This is a genomic window from Blautia stercoris (genome assembly GCF_054657695.1).
This window is the reverse complement of record NZ_BAAHYF010000002.1, coordinates 509491-526370: the sequence shown is the minus strand read 5'-3', so window position 1 is coordinate 526370 and position 16880 is coordinate 509491. Positions and strand designations below refer to the sequence as shown.

The window sequence follows — 16880 nt, the reverse complement described above, 5'->3', positions numbered from 1 at the left end:
TCATTCTTTCACTGAATAAAGACCTGCAAGCTCTTTCACTTTGTTCCGAATCATTTCCTGTATCGCTGGTGTCTCCACAATCACATCCTGCGAATTCATCATCGCCCAGTTTGCAATAAAATAAGCGGTTCGAAATACCAACACCCGATCATACTCCTCGGTTCCACCTTCTAAAAAATAAAATTCATTATCAAATGTACGATACATCACCGTATACGCATTTGGAGTTTTTTGCACTCTTAAAATGATTGGCTCCACATCTCCATAACTTCCCCCCTGATGCTCTGTGGTATAGCAATATTTGTCTGTTAAAACTCCTCTCTTTTCTAATTCAGATATTTTACGATATCCTTTTTCCAATATTTTAATATTGTCCATGCGTTCAATCGGATAATGTGACAAATTATTATACGGCTCATGATTTCCAACAAGCCACAGCTTTCCATTCAAACTGCTAATAAAATACGGAGAAATCTTATAGACCTTTCCTCCATTCACATATTCCACCTTACCTTTATCATTATACTGAACTAATTTAAATGATATCTTTCGAACGAATTGCCCCGTGGAATCACTTAATGCTTCAAAAATTTTATATATATTTTCATGCAAATTTACATAACAGCATGATTCTGCCCGTCTTATAATTTTTTCTTCCTCTACTTGAGGATTTTGGGGATATTTATTTTCTTTCTCTTTCTCTGCATCTTCATCTTTTTCCAATCTATATTCTGGTGAAAAATGCTCCAAATAACAACAATACTTTTTCAAATTCCCAGCACCGGCACAGCGGAGTAAATCATCAATAATTTCCCGTTTTTCTTTTAATGTCGCTGTCATTGTAAAAGTATGCTCAATCAAAAAAGGGAGTTTTTCCTGACTCAATGGATGATTGTAATAAATAACTTCCTTTTTATTATCTATATTTCCATTCTCATCTATATCCATAATCCTAATGAGACCCGCTTCTTCTAGTTCAAAAACATCCTTTTTTACTGTTTTGATTTGAGAATCACGCATGTTTTTTTTCGATGATTTGTCCGAATTGTTCTTCAAAGTATTCCATTCTTTTTCGCAATCTCTATAAACTGCAGCTCGTAATTTCCAAATGGATGTTGGTCTTTCCTTGTTTGTATTCTGCATTAACTCCTGTAAAATTTTTAATTTTACGCTGTCCTTTATTCCCATAAATCCAACTCCTCACAAATCCTAAATTTATTTCGCAAATACCTGTTAGTCTAACTCATTTCGAGCAACTTCTCTAAATCTGTCATCATCATAATTTCATTCATCTGATGTAACACGAAACAGAAATCTACTTTAATTAAAGATAGTCTTTAAAATCAAACTCAAATACTCTCTTAAGCGTTCTTAGAAGTTCATTCTGGAAGATTCTGTCCTCGCTGTATCTAAGATTTCTATCCTCAATCTTTTTCTTTTCATCCTCAAAATAACGCTTTCTTGCTTTTATTAAAGATTCATCTGGATAGCAAGCAAGCTTTAAATCTGTAAGTCCCCAACTAATTTGCCGATACATATCTGGGCAAGTTTCCATCAAATCAAATGCACATTCAAAGAATAAAATACGTGGGTTAATTCGTTTCCAGCGAGTCACAACACCTGGCTTCTCATAAGCTCTAACAAACTCTTCTGTCTCATCCGTAATACGAATCAGTTTAGCTTGCATATCCTTATCACCAAGAAAAAGCATATCAATTGTCTTACGAATTTCTAACAGCTTTTCTGTTAAGTAATCCCAAATATCGACCTGCTGCTTTTCTCCTTCTGGCATTTTGTTGAAGCATTCTGTTTTCTCGTACAGTGCTAATACATCCCAAAGCATTCCATAAACAGTTTTAATTGAAGAGCTGATTTCTTTTCCCATTGCAATTGCCTCCTATAATTTCCCATTTCTTTATCATTAACTCGTTTTGTAAATTCCAATTAATTTTTACTTGCCTCATTTTAATCTTTTTCAACTGAGGCTATCTATTTCCTTTAATACATATGTGAGTAAAAATCCAAAACAGGAACATTTTTTTCTATTAACATATTTCCAATTGCAGTTTCTACATCTCCTCTGCTATATCCATCAGGAATATTTTTTAACGGAAATAATAACACTATCGATTCATCCCACTTCTTTCCAAGCTTATGAATAAGAATTCCTGCTGAATTATGAATCCATTCTTCTTTATTTTTCTGTTCATACGAATTATATACAACACGCTTATTATCGTATTCACTACTGTCTTTCGGAATATCAAAATTCACATCCGCACTCACCGCAACAACGCCTAAATATCCATCTTTCGTAAATTTCATCCAAACTAAATCTTCCCTGTCCGCTAAATCAAATTCTTGCTGAATCTTTTCATAATCGATACATTTCGGGTCATATTTAGGATTTTCAGTCGTTCTAATTCCTACTTTATTCAGGTAATTTACAGTATAATTAATTATTGTTTCTTTATCGACAACGTCTCTTTCTGCCTGCTTTTTTGCTTCATTATATCTTATAAAACTTCTTCCATGAACAGATTGACAATACTTTTTACCTTCATTATTTATCCAATATGCTGTTTTAGGTGTTCTATGTAAATATTTTTCCAATTCATTATTCACTGTTTTCATTTTATATCCGTTCCTTTCCCTTTTTATTTTTTAATTTCTTTGGTAATGTTAGTCTACCATTTAGGGGCGTCATTTGTGTGACGCTTTTTTATTTTTAAAATATATGCTGCTCACTATGAGCAGCATATTGGATACCCGGATATTTAATGATTTGGATTTGGTTGATGGATGACACGTTTCAGAATTTATGACTGGTTTTTATTGGTGTCTGGTATTACCCTTTCTGTTCTACTTTTTATAGCAAGCATTAATTATTTTATTTTTCTTCAGTAATCCTTCAATTGTGTTGAACTTTGGTATCAAAGGCATCAATTCATTTTGATATTTCATTAAAAATTTAACAGTTGACAATGTTGCAAATTCTTTATTTCTTTTTAATCTAAGCCTAACTTGTAATGTTTTATCACACATGAACTTATCGCGACACATTTCTACAAAATCGCACATCGTTAAATCTAATCGGTCATTAATCTTCTTTTTCGATTTATATGTCTTTAACCAGAATCCTCTAGCTGAATTATATCCATATGGTACAAGCATCATATTCTGTATTGTATGAGTATGTTTAGCACGTTCCTCAAACGATTCATAACATTCTATCTCTTTAGGAGTAAACATATTTTTAATTTCCGACTGAATTTTTCCCCAGTAATATAGCTTAAAAGGCTCATAAGCATAATCTGCCCAACTACTCGGAAGATCATAAGCTTTCATATATGTTTGAGTCCACATTTTTCCTAGATTTTTGTTAAGTATTTTGCGCATAAAATTTCCAAAATCACCCATAAGGGAAATAGCAGTATCTGTTTCAAAATATAGAGGAGTACTCTGGCCTTTTAAAAATACTTGAAAAGTTCTATACTTTTCATCATCTGAAATTTCTTTTCCTACTTTAACATCGCTAACTTCAGCAATATTTTTCAATTTTTCTTTAAAATGTTCTATTACTGGTGTAGTAATATCCGCATCATCATATCCATCTTCATATAATCCAAAAGCTCCTGCTGCTCTATATCTGCAAAAATTTTCTAATGATGATATTTTAGAGTTAAATTTAAAATATTCCATCCAATCTTTTTCTTCAACCTTATTAATTGACATTAAACCTTTGCATTTGTTTAATGATTTTTCCACTTTTTTTTCACTTATTTTTAAATATTTTTTTAAATCTTCTTCTACTTCCATTTACCTATCCATCCTTTCAAAAATTATATCTTTTTTATTAATTTTTACACTTCAGCCCATAAATGAAACAGTTTTCTCGTAGTTCAACTAAATTTAACTATATCTAATATTCTCGTTACTAAAAATTTATTAGTATATAATATTTTCTTAGTTAATCGCCAATCAGAGACTCAAATAGTAGTGAAACTGTTTCATAACTCTGCCTTTTAACTTACAACAATGCCCCCAATTTTAGAATTCAAATTATGACTTTTTGAAAACGAGCGCCATGATATCCAGATATATTTTCACTTACAATACCTCTCATCCAACCTCTCCACCACATTCCTCAATTCTTTTCCCCCACTCTTTCTCCTTATTTTCTATCCACTCTGCCACATCATAATGATACAACGACCAATAAACTATTCTATTTTATTGTACATTTTGTATAGATAAAATGCAATATATTTATTTTTATTGTGCAATTTTAAAGCTTTTCATAATCTGAATCACCTGCTGTTCTTCTTCCTCTGTAAATGTACCATCTGGTGATTCTGCAATGAATGCATGAGGATTTGGATATTCAAATGAAAATTCATCTACATTTCCTGCCTGTCCCTGAAATTCTCTTTCTCCAAGATAAGATTCCGGAACAACCGCATAAAATGCCTTATCAATAGACATATAATCTGAATCGAGTCCTGGTATCATTTCTCCCACAAGCTGTACTTTGGCTACCACAAATGTTCCAAGTCCCGAACAGTCCTTATCTGTTCCTGCCGGATATCCCGCTACAAATGAAGAATCTGCTGCCTTTGAAATCTCTGCTTTCAACATTGACTTCGCATTTCCTCCTAAATTCGTCTGGCAGTCCCAATAGGTAACTGTAATGCCTCTTGGATTAGAAATCACTACATTTTCTTCTATCACATTTCCAGCATCTACATTTTCCGTTTGAACATTCCATCCTTCTGGATATTCAAACTGAAATACTGGTGCTGTCACTGCATTTGTCTGTGCATATTTTGTTGTATAGGTAGTTCCTGTTACACTTTCTGACTGTACTTGCGGTGTTTCTGATTCTTCTGCTATACCTTGATTTCCCTCATTTTCTACTGCTTCAGATTCCTGTATTGTTTCTTCATTTGCAGTTTCTTCTTCTGGATTTGTTTCCTCTTCTTGTTTTCCAACCGCTTCTTCTTTTTCTTCCATTTCTTCCGGTTCGCTCTGTTCTTCTGCTATTGAACCCTTTTCATTTTCTTTTGTTGCTTCACTTACCTTTGCACTTTGATTCAATTCTTTCTGTTTCATTTTCTCTTTGTATACACAAAATCCCGTAATTCCCAGTGCTGTGACAAGTACAATTGTCACAATAATTATAATTTCTTTTTTCATATTCTTCTTTTCCTCTCCACACACTATTTATAACTATATTTATCATACTTGCAAATCATTATACTCGCACTACAAAAATATTACAATCAGTAAAACTGTAGTATTTTATTTTAAAGGAGTTTTCTAAATGAAAGAACTTGATTTTCCAAAAATAGCAAAAAAATTAAAAGAAATTCGTATTTCTAAAAACATGACACAAGAATATGTTGCCAGTGTTGCCGACGTCAATGTCAGTCATATCAGTAACATCGAAAACAACCGTGTAAAGGTCTCTCTTTCCACTCTTGTTCAGATGTGTAATGCGCTTGATGTGACCTTAGATTTCATTCTTTCCGATGAATATAATGATGTTTCCGGTCCGATTGAGCAGGAAATTCTTCACGAATTACAATCCTGTCCTTATGAAACGAAAGTACAAATTTTAAAAATCGTCAAAGCCCTCAAATAGTTTTTTACATTCTTCCGAATCTATTTGAGGGAGCTTTGCTCCCTGACAGAAACTTTTCTTCTTTTCTTCTAAAAGGATTCCAAAAATTTCATCTCGAAAGGCTTCCATTTCATTTTGGCTTCCTTGGTAATACTTTCGAAATGCTACTATCACCTTAGTATCACACTCTCTGATCTCCTGAATCATCTGCTGGTCTGTTTCCAGTAATATTTCATAAAGTTTCTTTAATGTGGCTTCAGATAGTTTCATACTCATAATTTATATTCTCCTTGTTTTTTCTTCCATAAGCATAACAAGTTCCAATGCCCAAATTGGGCATTGATAAAAAATCTCCCAGATTTTTTCATCTGAGAGACTTTTCTTTAACTATCCTTTACACATTTTCTGTACTCACATATTTGGTTCGATTTATCTGCTCTTTACCCATACACCAGAGCCATTTACATACCAATTACCGACCCATCTGTTTGCAGCCATTTTTCCAGATGCATCCAGATAATACCATTTACCGCCTACTTTCTGCCAACCGGTTTTCATTGCTCCACTTGATACAAAATAATACCAGGAACCGTTTATCTTTTGCCAGCCGGTTACCATTCTTCCGCTTCCGTTCATATAGTATTTTGCATTTCCAACTGTAGTAAAGCCTTTTGCCATTTTTCCACTGCCGTTAAAGTAGTACCATGCACCATCAACTTTCAGCCAACCCTTTGCCATCTTTCCATCAGATTTTAAATAATACCAAGTTTTGTTTTCTGCAAACCAACCGGTTTTCATTGCTCCACTTGAGGCAAAATAATACCAGTTTTTATCGTAACTAGCCCAGCCGGTTCTCATCCATCCTGCTGCATCAAATCCATACCAGGTATTTCCGATTTTGCATAATTTATTTTTCGGATAAGAACCATCTTCATAACGATACCACCATCTGGAACCGGATTTAATCCAACGACCGTTGGTTTGGTATTTAGAATTGAAGTGGTAGACTAAATCCATTCCACTTTCAAAATATTCTCCTTTTGGTATGTTATTCCATTCTTGCTCTGTTCCAGCGTAATAGAAATCTAACTTTATATGTGTATCCAAAAATATATTTCCTAAATTTATTAACGTTTTTGGACAATAAATCTTTTGTAAATTATCACAATACGTAAAAGCAGAATCTTTTATCTCTTTTACTCCCTCTGAGATTATAACTTCCGTCAGACTTTCACATCCATAAAAAGCTGTCTCTCCTATTGTTTCAATGTGACTTGGAATTACAAGTTTCGTAAATCCACACATACCAAAAGCAAATGCTTCTATCGTTTTAACTTGTTTTGGTATTGCAATCTGAGTTAAATTTCTACATCCATAAAAAGCTGATTTTTTTATTCTTTTTACATCATCAGAAATTTTTACGCTTTTTAAATTAACGCAATGTTCAAAAGTTCTCTCACCTATTGAAGTAATTCCTTTTTCTATTACAACAGATTCTATTTTATCTATTTGTTTTGCCCATGGAGTATCTTTCTTTATACCATTTTCATATCCATAATCATACAAATCCCCAGTTCCCGAAATCGTAAGAACCCCATTTTCTAATTTCCAACTAGCATTTGCCCCACAAGGTTCATTTGCCTCTTTTAATTCATTTGTTTGACTTCCAGACAGTTCTCCTTCTTCTGCCTGACTTTCTGTTTGGTTTCCTTCGGAATCTAAGTTTTCTTCACTTAATGTCTCTTCGCTTGATTTTTCTTCTTTTAATGTTTCTTCCTGTTTGCTTTGTTCCGTCTCATCTTCAGTCTGTTCGTCATTTGCGCTTTCAGCCTCTCCAGTTTCCTGTACCTGTTCTTCCGCATCAGCTTCCTGCGCTTCATCATTTACTTCACTACTTACTTCATTTGTTTCTTTTTCTTCTACCTGTCCTGCGTTATTTTCCACTTGCGCTGCCCATGCAGGTGTATTCACGCTCATGCTTAGTGAAACCGCTAACATTGCTGCTACTACTTGCTTTTTCATAATGTTATCCCTCTCCTTATTTTTTTGCAACTATACTTATTTTAGTTTTAAACCATTATATCATTACTATAATAATATTACAATTACAAAACATTTAATGATACTAATTTCTTTTTTCTTTTCTAAGCATAACAGGTATTAGTGCCCAAATTGGGCATTGATGCAAAAAAATCCCCCGAACTTTCGTCCGAGGGCATTTCTTTCTATATATGCAAATGACTGGATGGTAGACATCCGGCAGCAACAGCCTAAACGGAATAACTCACCGTAACGAATACGAAGCTTGAGTTTATTCACCAATTTGTAACCTTGAAAATTATAATCTATTTCTCTTCTTTTCGTTTACTATTGGTATGAATTCCTCTATTTTCATCTCCTGCTTCATTGACACCAAATTCGTAGTCATTTCCCGGCAGAATAATATTTAAGGCAATTCCTGCAATCGCTGCAATCGCAAGTGCTGTCAAAGTAATCGAAGTTCCTGCTACCGTAAAGGTAATTCCATCACTGAATCCCAGACCACAGACAAAGATAACGCCTGCAATAATCAGGTTTCTGGATTTTGTCAGGTCTACTTTATTTTCTACGACATTACGCACACCAATTGCGGAAATCATTCCATAAAGCATGAAGCTGACTCCACCAATAATTGCGCTTGGCATGGTACTGATAACAGCGGATACTTTTGGAATAAAGCTGACGATAATTGCAAACACGGCAGCAATACGGATAACTCTCGGGTCATAGACTTTACTTAATTCGAGTACTCCTGTATTTTCTCCATAAGTGGTATTTGCCGGACCTCCAAACAAACCGGAAACAGCTGTCGCAAGACCATCTCCAAGCAAAGTTCTGTGAAGTCCCGGTTCTGCAAGGAAATTTTCTCCTACTGTTGCGGAAATTGCAGACATATCTCCTACATGTTCCATCATAGTTGCAATGGCAATCGGTGCCATAACAAGAACCGCAGTTACATCAAATTTACAAAGCTGGAATCCCGGAAGTCCCACCCAGCTTGAACTTGCAATAGATGCAAAATTTAAAATTGCAGAACCATCTGGATTCTTAATTCCACACGCATTCATAATCATTGCCACCGCATAGGAAATCACAACCCCCATCAGAATCGGAATGATTTTAAACATTCCTTTTCCCCAGATATTAAACACAATGATAACTGCAAGGGCAACCAGTGCAAGAAACCAGTTTGTGGATGCATTGGAAATTGCAGAGCCTGCAAGACTTAAACCGATACAGATGATAACCGGTCCGGTTACAACAGGCGGAAGATAACGCATCACACGTTTGACTCCCACGATACGGATAATCAGTGCAAATATCAGATAGAAAAGACCTGCTACTACAACTCCCCCGCAGGCATAAGCTGCTTTTTCATTTGCTCCCATAGATGCATACATTCCACTGTTTAAGTTTGCCACTGTGGAAAATCCTCCCAAAAATGCGAAGGATGAACCCAAAAATGCAGGCACTTTGAATTTGGAACACACATGGAACAACAATGTACCAAATCCTGCACCAAATAAGGTTACGGAAACAGTCAGACCGGTTGTAAGCGGTTCCCCACACGCCTGAACAAAATAGCTGTTGACCAGAATCGGTACTAAAATTGTTGCACCAAACATGGCGAACATGTGCTGTAAGCCTAAAATCAGCATTTTAGGCACGCCAAGTTTTCTGGCGTCACGAATTGCTTCTCCTCTTTCTCCCATTTTTTCTCTCCTCTTTCGTTTTTTTATCTTTCATGTGCTCTCGGAATCTTTTTGAGAGTACATCTTACCCATTATAGAGGAGAGAATCCTGTTATGGCAAGCAAAATCAAAGAATCCTTTCAAAAATCATACAAGTTTATAATGAAAAAAACTCTTTAATCTGTCCCACAATAATCTGCATCAGTCTGGTTCTCGCTTCCACACTTGCCCATGCAATATGCGGAGTAATGATAAGCTTCCTGCTGTCTTTTATTTTTACCAATGGATTGGTTTCACTCATCGGCTCTTCGCATAACACATCAAGACCTGCTGCCGCAATTTCTCCGGTCTCCAGAGCTTCACACAAATCCTGTTCTACCACAATCGGTCCACGTCCTAAATTTAAGAAAATCGCTGTCTTTTTCATCTTTGCAAATGCTTCTTTATTCATCAAATCTTTTGTATATTCATTTAACGGAGCATGAACAGAAACAATATCGGATTTAGAAAGCAGCGTATCAAAATCTACCTGTTCATATCCTTCCTGTGCGCTTCTTCCGGAAGCCGAATAATAAACCACATGTGCACCAAATGCTTTCGCAATATCAGCAACCCGTCTTCCGATCGTTCCAAGCCCGATAATTCCCCAGGTTTTTCCGCTGATTTCATTAAAATGCTCTGCAAAATGAGTGAAAATCGTATCATTTACATATTTTTCCGTTTTGACATACTCATCATAATAACGCATTTTTTCCAGTAAATAGAATAACAGCGCAAAGGTATGCTGGGTAACCGACTCTGTCGAATATCCGGCTACATTTCTCCATGCAATTCCACGTTTTTCAAGATATTCCTTATCCAGATTGTTTGTTCCGGTAGCTGTTACGCAGACTAACTTTAAATTTTTTGCTGTTCCAATCGTCTGCTCATTAATCTCAATCTTATTAATTACTAACACATCTGCATCTTTTACACGCTCCGGCACTTCTTCTGATGTGGAAAATCCATATTTCACCACTTCTCCAAGCGCATCATAGGCTGATAAATCAATGTCATCTCCTATTGTCTTTGCATCCAGAAATACAATTTTCATGATCCATCTCTCCCTTAATTAAATTTCTTTACTCATTTCATCATAAGTGCAAAAGTTATATCCTAATCTCTGATATAGCGCAACCGCACCTGCATTTTCTTTTTCTACTTCCAGACGGAATCGTACTGCATCTGTATAGATTTCTTCTACTGCCTCAAAAAATTTTCTTCCAATTCCGTGTCCTCTATACTCTGGCTTCATATACAAATCTTCCAACCAGATACACACTCCGCCAAATTCGGTTGAATATCCGGTCGCTGCAATTCCATATCCGGCAATTTCACCTTCGATTTCAAACACATATCCATCCACGTATGGGCAGTCTCCAACGCAATCTGAAATATCTTTCTGTAATGTTTCATCATCCGCTTTATGAATGACCACATCCGATGCATAAAAGATCTGCATCATTTTTAAGACCTCTGCTCTGTCTTTTTCCTGCATGGAACGAATTATAACCTCTCCCTTTTTCATTTCTACCTTCATTTTTAGTATCCTTTCCTTATAAAATCATGCTCTCCTATCACCGGAAGCGTTTTCACATCCATATCTGTGATCAAAATATACGTCTGTGAATTCAAATACTGAATGAGTTGGTCAATTTGCTCTTCTAAACCTTGCACTTCGGCTTCGACCGTCCCATCGTATTTGTTTTTTACCCAGCCGGTTAATCCAAGCTGCCTTGCTTTATGTACGCAATAATATCGAAATCCCACGCCTTGTACATGTCCATAAAAAATAATATGTCTGCGAATCATAAATACACTCCTACTATCTGTGAATTGCTCAGCTACAAGTAACCGAGCTTCTTGCTTAAAAATAATAAAAAACATTTTTGCTGTAAGTACTATATCCGTTACGTTCATAATTTTTTTCCCTCAAGTGTTTCGTTGCTACTATCATAGGGTGAGCAAGCGGTTTTTGTCAAGCATAAGACAGGAACTAAAAAAAAGACCTCAACAAGCCGCAACTGCATTCCTGTTGAGATCTTTTTTCAAGAACAGATTAATATTACTTTAAAATTTCAATGTCGGTCTGTATTACCTGTGGTTCTTTTTTTAGTAAATATTCTCCATTTCGTACAGAAGCCAGAATTCCGGCTCGTTCGCATACTGCATCAAACTCTGATTTCGCTTCAAGTACAATAAAGTTTGCCGGCTTGCCCTCTTCCAAACCATATTCGTCCTGGATATGCATGGTTTTTGCTCCATTTACGGTAATTAAATCCAGTGCATTGTCGATTTCTTCAAATGACATCATCTGGCAGATATGAATTCCGTGATCCAGAATCATCATCATGTTTCCATTTCCAAGAGGATACCATGGGTCTGACATCGAATCCTGGGCAAAGCAGACATTAATCTTTGCATCATTTAATTCTTTTACTCTGGTTAACCCTCTTCGTTTTGGATAGGTGTCCTGACGTCCCTGAAGGTAAATATTTTCTGTCGGACAGGAGATAAAATTAATTTCTGCTTTCTTCAATAATTTCATCAAACGAAAGGCATAGCTGTTATTTGCAGAACCAAAAGAACAGGTATGGCTGGCTGTTGTTTTACTTCCGATTCCTTCCATATAGCTTAAAGCTGACAACAATTCCAGAAATCTTGACTGGTCATCATCTGTTTCATCACAGTGTACGTCGATTAGTTTGTCATATTTCACTGCCAAGTCCACCGTTTTATGAATGGATTTTTCTCCAAATTCTCTGGCAAATTCATAATGAGGAATGGCTCCGACACAGTCCGCTCCCATTTTCAAGGCTTCTTCTACCAGTTCATCTCCGCCCTTATAAGCGTACATTCCCTCCTGCGGAAATGCCACAACCTGAATCGTCACAATATCTTTTAATTCTTCTCTTAATTCCAGCAAAGCTTTTAAAGAGGTAAAATTCGGGTCTGTTACATCTGCATGAGTACGAATATACTGGACTCCTGCTGTCATCTCTTTTTTTATTCCGGCAATTGCCCTCTGTTTTACTTCTTCTACCGTAAGGTCTGATTTGGTTTCACTCCATCTTTGGATTCCTTCAAACAGAGTTCCGGTGCCATTTAAAGCACCTTCTTTTCTTGCAGTAAATACATAATCCAGATGAATATGAGGGTCTACATACGGTGGAACAGTCAGATACCCCTGCAAATCAATCACTTCTGCCTCATCCGGCACAGAAATCTGCTCTGCTATCTTTTTAATTGTTCCATCCTCTACCAGTATCATTTTTAATTCTTTTTGACCCTTTAAACGCACATTTTTAAATAATTTTATCATAACATTTTTCTCCTGCTTTTTGAACCAGCACTTTCTTATCTGTTACTTGATTCGGTTAAATTTTTAAATCTGAAATTCTTTCTTACATATCTTTACAAGTTCAGGAACCACACTGTCTACAATAATTTTTCCTCTCTCTGCACTTGAAGAGACACTACTTGCCAAAGCTCCGCTTTCCGGCACATCTCCTTTTTTCAGTGGATAACGGAAATATGGAAGTGCTTCTGTAGGAGGAGCTTCCACAGCTCTCTCAAAATGAACCAGTTCCGGCGCAAAATACATCATAAGAGAAGTTTCGGTTACTGCTGCATGTTCAAATGCCCAGCCCGGAAATGGTACTTCGTCAAATACTTTATCAATCACATCTTCCGGCATCGGATCCCACCAGTTCGATTCGATAATCGTAGCCACACCATGTGTATCACGATTGACCAAATCCATCGCTTCTACCACAAACGCTTCATTTTCAAAATGTGCATTCATAATAAAGATTTTTGTAAATCCATCTTTTATCAGCTCCATCAAAATATCATACACTAAATCAATCACGGTTTTTCCATTTAAATCAATCGTTCCCGGAAAAAGTGGACCGCCTCCGCTCAACGGCTTTGATTTATATCCATAAGTTAACGTCGGCATGATAATTCCATCTAATTCTTTTGCCAGATAATATGAAAATTTTTCGGCAATTTTTGCATCTGTACAAAGCGGAAGATGCTGTGCATGCTGCTCCGTCGCTCCAATCGGTAAAATTACTACCGAATCTTTTTTTGCCTGAAATTCAGGCCATGTAATATCGTGCATATAATAGGACATTTTTTTCAACCTCTTCTCATTCTTATTTTTCTACTGCATATTTTTTGCGTATTTTTTCATTTGACAGCTTTCCGCTTTTTTATTGACATAAGCAGAAATTCCAATCATTAAAATTGCGGCAATGACAACTGCAAGCAGGCAGGAAAACCAATAGTTAATTCCAATGACATAATTAAAAATCAGATAGGCAATCGGTCCTGTAATTGAGGATACAACTGCACCTTCTTTTGTCGCACGGTTTGAAATAATTGCTGCAAATAACGGAACTCCAATACATGCTCCAATTCCACTTAATCCCAGATAAAGTACTACGCTCAAAAATTCCGGTGGATTTACAAAATTAAATGCAAAGCAGATAAATGCAACTGCAACAACTGCAATTCTTGTTACACGTACTTCCTGTTCCGCAGTTGCATTTTTATTAATGGTCTTAGAATAGAAATCACGTCCGACTGCCTGACCTACAACCAGCAAAACAGAGGTTGCCGTAGACATCATCGCTGCAAAAATACCAATCATCATCATTGCTGCTGCCCATTTTGGAAGCATTTCTTTTGCCATTGTAACGGTTAAATAATCAGCTTTTACATCTGGGAATAATACTCGTCCGGTTAAACCACAAAGATAAAAGCTGTTATAAATCGTACTTAAGATCAATGCGGTAATTAAGAACGTTCCAATTGTTTTTCTCTTTACATTTGGAATCGCAAGAAATCTGGAGCAAAGGTAAGGCTGACTGATAAAGATAATGCACCAGAATACAAAGTTACCAAACACACCGGATAAGGACATCTGCGCATCGGAAGATTCTGCCTGTACAATATTTAACATGTTCGGGTCAATCTGAGCCAGTTTTGCTTCAAGTCCGTTAAATCCTCCAACTGCTTTTAAAGATAAAATTACAAGTACCACGGAAATAATCAACATCGGAAGTCCCTGTGCAAAATCAGTCCATGCAACGGATTTTAATCCACCCACAATAACATAGAAGATAATAACAACCGTAATAATTGCAAGACCCGCTTTAAAAGAAATACCGGTAAAGGATTCCAATAATACTGCAGCACCTTTAAACTGAGCTACTAACGGGAAAATATAAAAAACAGAAATCACACCTGCAATAATTAATCTCAAAGTTTCACTCTGATAACGGTCACCTAAATATTCCGGAATGGTAAGAGAACCAAGTTTTTCTGCCTGCATCCTCATTTTCGGCATCAACAGTACTGCCGGAATAATCAGCCCCGGAATAACTGCAATAACAACCCAGTAATATGGCCATCCTACGGTTGACATAATACCCGGGTCACCCATAAAACAGGCTGCACTGATGGATGAAGTTACATAAGAAAATGCAAGCACTACGGTTGGTGTACTTCTTCCACCCAAATAATAATCTACATCTGCCGAACCACTGGTCTGCTTTGCTCCAAGTTTACTTGAAATAAATGCAACCAGACCTACAAAAATTAAAAATCCTACGAAAAAAATAACGGAAATCTGTTCAAGTGTCATTTTTTCTCCTCCTTTTTTTGAAAATGGTCTAAAAAAGCGTAAAAAAATAATGCCTGCCGATTTCCTGCTGTATTTTTAAATTTTCACAGCAGGATTCAGGCATTTTCCTTATACAGTTCCATGTGCCAGTGTACCTTCCATTACAGGTGTCGGTTCTGTTTCAACTGCATCTAATGGTTCTTTCTTTAACATAAATGAAATCACTACTCCTGCGGAAGCTAAAATCGAAATCAACTGTGCCCCTATCATAATTTCCCATGTCATCATAATCATTTCCTCCTTTAAATCAACTTTCTATTCTTATTTTTCTATTGCAACCAACAGTAACGCTACTTCAAAACATTAGAATCAAAAAAGGAGCTTACACAGATTTTGTTTATCTGTATAAACTCCTTTGTTTACGATTCCTGTATGTTTTTGATGATGCCATTATAGGCACAATTTTTTGAAAAGTCAATATTTTATTACTTTATTTCTTTTATTTATTAGTCAGAAACGAATCTTCTTTCCTCTATTTGTCATCTTTGCACAAATCACTTCAAAAATAAGTTGAAACCAAACGATTCTTCTTTTATAATGAGTTAAACATTTTTTCAAGGAGGGCGCTATTATGTTTCAATGTAAAGACCTTTACACATTGTCATCTTTATCCAAGTTAAAATTAATCGCCGGAAATAACGGACTGCACAAAGGGATTCGCTGGGTCTACAAAGCAGAGTCTTTGTCCCTTTCTCAATGGGTTCATGGCGGAGAACTTCTAATCATCAGCCGACCGGTCAGCTCTGAACCCAATTTCAATCTTTCAGTGCTTTTAAAAGAAGCGATTCACCTGAATATGTCCGGTGCACTTTTACTAATCGGTCCAAACTATATTGAAAAAATCTCAAAATCCGTGCTTTCCTTATGCAATGAAAATGATTTTCCTTTATTTGCAATTCCATGGAATCTTCCGCTTGTTGACTTCTTTGAAGAAATCGGTCATGCAATTTCCAACAATAACTATTACCAAAGTACCCGCAATGATGTTATCTTTAATATTATATTTGAAAACCATATCAGCGCTTCTGCCCTGAAACTTCAAGCTGCCAATAGTGGATATTCTTTTGAAGGCAGTCATCATTTTTTCCTTCTGCATTTTATCTTACCGGAATCTGGTCAGACTGCCGGAATGGAACAAACCATCAGCAATAATCTTTACGAATATCTTCATCAGGCATTCTCTGAACAAGATGCATCCTTCCTCGCATCTACTTACAGCAACCACATCATTGGTATTTTTCCTGACAAAGATTTTTCTGAAATTACGGAATCATTTTCCCAAACAATGGATTATGCCTGCCAGACCCATCCGCAGTTAACCTGCAATATCGGTATCGGACTTGCTGTATCCGATATTAAAAAATTAAAACAAAGCTATGAGCAGGCTGCGGAATGTATCAATTACTGCAATAAATTAAACTTAAATCATCAGTCCCTCTGCTACAACCAGCTCGGTCTTTATCAGCTGTTTTCCGATTTAAACCAGACTCCTTTATACGAATCTTTCATAGAAAATCAACTGGGTGTACTCATCCGCTATGACGCAGATAACCACACCCAGTTAGTTGAAACGTTATCTCTTTATTTACAAAATAATTGTAATATTCTGCATACCGCAGATGCTACCTATACCCATAGAAATACCATTAAATACCGCATTACAAGAATTGAAGAACTGTTACGTGTCGATTTACAGGATGCTTCTGTTCGTCTGAATCTGCATCTTGCCCTTTATCTGCATCAGTTCATCGTGAACTACTCCGATTTATAGAAGTCGGAGTAGTTCACCTTAGGT

Annotated in this window: 17 protein-coding genes; 2 read left to right on the top strand and 15 right to left on the bottom strand. The window is 36.2% G+C overall.

What is annotated here, in order from left to right:
- The 5 genes from ACYQ2D_RS12220 to ACYQ2D_RS12200 form a co-directional block, all read right to left on the bottom strand.
- A complete protein-coding gene (locus ACYQ2D_RS12220; RefSeq protein ID WP_459785621.1) occupies positions 1-1188 on the bottom strand; it encodes a WYL domain-containing transcriptional factor in 1188 nt (395 codons plus the stop codon).
- Between the two features lie 136 nt (positions 1189-1324).
- Positions 1325-1885, bottom strand: coding sequence for a hypothetical protein (locus tag ACYQ2D_RS12215; RefSeq protein WP_459785620.1), 561 nt, complete (start codon positions 1883-1885; stop codon positions 1325-1327).
- Positions 1886-1998: 113 nt separating this feature from the next.
- Entirely contained in the window at positions 1999-2634 is a 636-nt protein-coding gene (locus ACYQ2D_RS12210) for a hypothetical protein (protein ID WP_459785618.1), read from the bottom strand.
- 228 nt (positions 2635-2862) lie between these two features.
- Positions 2863-3819, bottom strand: coding sequence for a hypothetical protein (locus ACYQ2D_RS12205; RefSeq protein WP_459785617.1), 957 nt, complete (start codon positions 3817-3819; stop codon positions 2863-2865).
- A gap of 456 nt (positions 3820-4275) precedes the next feature.
- Positions 4276-5196: a hypothetical protein gene (locus tag ACYQ2D_RS12200; RefSeq protein WP_459785616.1), complete on the bottom strand. Its 921-nt coding sequence runs from the start codon at positions 5194-5196 to the stop codon at positions 4276-4278.
- Between the two features lie 127 nt (positions 5197-5323).
- On the opposite strand from ACYQ2D_RS12200, the gene ACYQ2D_RS12195 reads away from it, so the two are divergent.
- Entirely contained in the window at positions 5324-5644 is a 321-nt protein-coding gene (locus ACYQ2D_RS12195) for a helix-turn-helix domain-containing protein (RefSeq protein WP_117456571.1), read from the top strand.
- Here ACYQ2D_RS12195 and ACYQ2D_RS12190 read toward each other — a convergent pair.
- The 10 genes from ACYQ2D_RS12190 to ACYQ2D_RS12145 all read right to left on the bottom strand — a co-directional run bounded on the left by ACYQ2D_RS12190 (position 5618) and on the right by ACYQ2D_RS12145 (position 15313).
- Entirely contained in the window at positions 5618-5899 is a 282-nt protein-coding gene (locus ACYQ2D_RS12190; RefSeq protein ID WP_459785615.1) for a hypothetical protein, read from the bottom strand. The genes ACYQ2D_RS12195 and ACYQ2D_RS12190 overlap by 27 nt on opposite strands.
- Positions 5900-6052: 153 nt before the next feature.
- Complete coding sequence (locus tag ACYQ2D_RS12185; protein ID WP_459785614.1) at positions 6053-7645, bottom strand: leucine-rich repeat protein; 1593 nt, start codon at positions 7643-7645, stop codon at positions 6053-6055.
- A gap of 323 nt (positions 7646-7968) precedes the next feature.
- Complete coding sequence (locus ACYQ2D_RS12180) at positions 7969-9375, bottom strand: uracil-xanthine permease family protein (RefSeq protein ID WP_187558955.1); 1407 nt, start codon at positions 9373-9375, stop codon at positions 7969-7971.
- 136 nt (positions 9376-9511) lie between these two features.
- On the bottom strand, positions 9512-10447 hold the full coding sequence (locus ACYQ2D_RS12175) for a D-2-hydroxyacid dehydrogenase (protein WP_459785613.1): 936 nt from the start codon (positions 10445-10447) through the stop codon (positions 9512-9514).
- An 18-nt stretch (positions 10448-10465) separates the two neighbouring features.
- Complete coding sequence (locus ACYQ2D_RS12170; protein ID WP_022304037.1) at positions 10466-10933, bottom strand: GNAT family N-acetyltransferase; 468 nt, start codon at positions 10931-10933, stop codon at positions 10466-10468.
- Positions 10934-10935: 2 nt separating this feature from the next.
- Complete coding sequence (locus tag ACYQ2D_RS12165; RefSeq protein ID WP_459785611.1) at positions 10936-11313, bottom strand: acylphosphatase; 378 nt, start codon at positions 11311-11313, stop codon at positions 10936-10938.
- A 145-nt stretch (positions 11314-11458) separates the two neighbouring features.
- Complete coding sequence (gene codA, locus ACYQ2D_RS12160) at positions 11459-12715, bottom strand: cytosine deaminase (RefSeq protein ID WP_459785610.1); 1257 nt, start codon at positions 12713-12715, stop codon at positions 11459-11461.
- Positions 12716-12778: 63 nt separating this feature from the next.
- Positions 12779-13531: a creatininase gene (locus ACYQ2D_RS12155; protein WP_117456565.1), complete on the bottom strand. Its 753-nt coding sequence runs from the start codon at positions 13529-13531 to the stop codon at positions 12779-12781.
- A gap of 30 nt (positions 13532-13561) precedes the next feature.
- Complete coding sequence (locus ACYQ2D_RS12150; protein ID WP_459785609.1) at positions 13562-15046, bottom strand: sodium:solute symporter family transporter; 1485 nt, start codon at positions 15044-15046, stop codon at positions 13562-13564.
- 108 nt (positions 15047-15154) lie between these two features.
- The gene (locus tag ACYQ2D_RS12145) at positions 15155-15313 is read right to left on the bottom strand and encodes a hypothetical protein (protein WP_459785608.1); all 159 of its coding nucleotides are present in this window, start codon (positions 15311-15313) and stop codon (positions 15155-15157) included.
- Positions 15314-15656: 343 nt separating this feature from the next.
- Here ACYQ2D_RS12145 and ACYQ2D_RS12140 point away from each other — a divergent pair, with 343 nt between their 5' ends.
- Positions 15657-16856 (top strand): PucR family transcriptional regulator, encoded by a 1200-nt coding sequence (locus tag ACYQ2D_RS12140; protein ID WP_459785606.1) that lies wholly within the window; start codon positions 15657-15659, stop codon positions 16854-16856.
- Positions 16857-16880 lie beyond the last annotated feature (24 nt).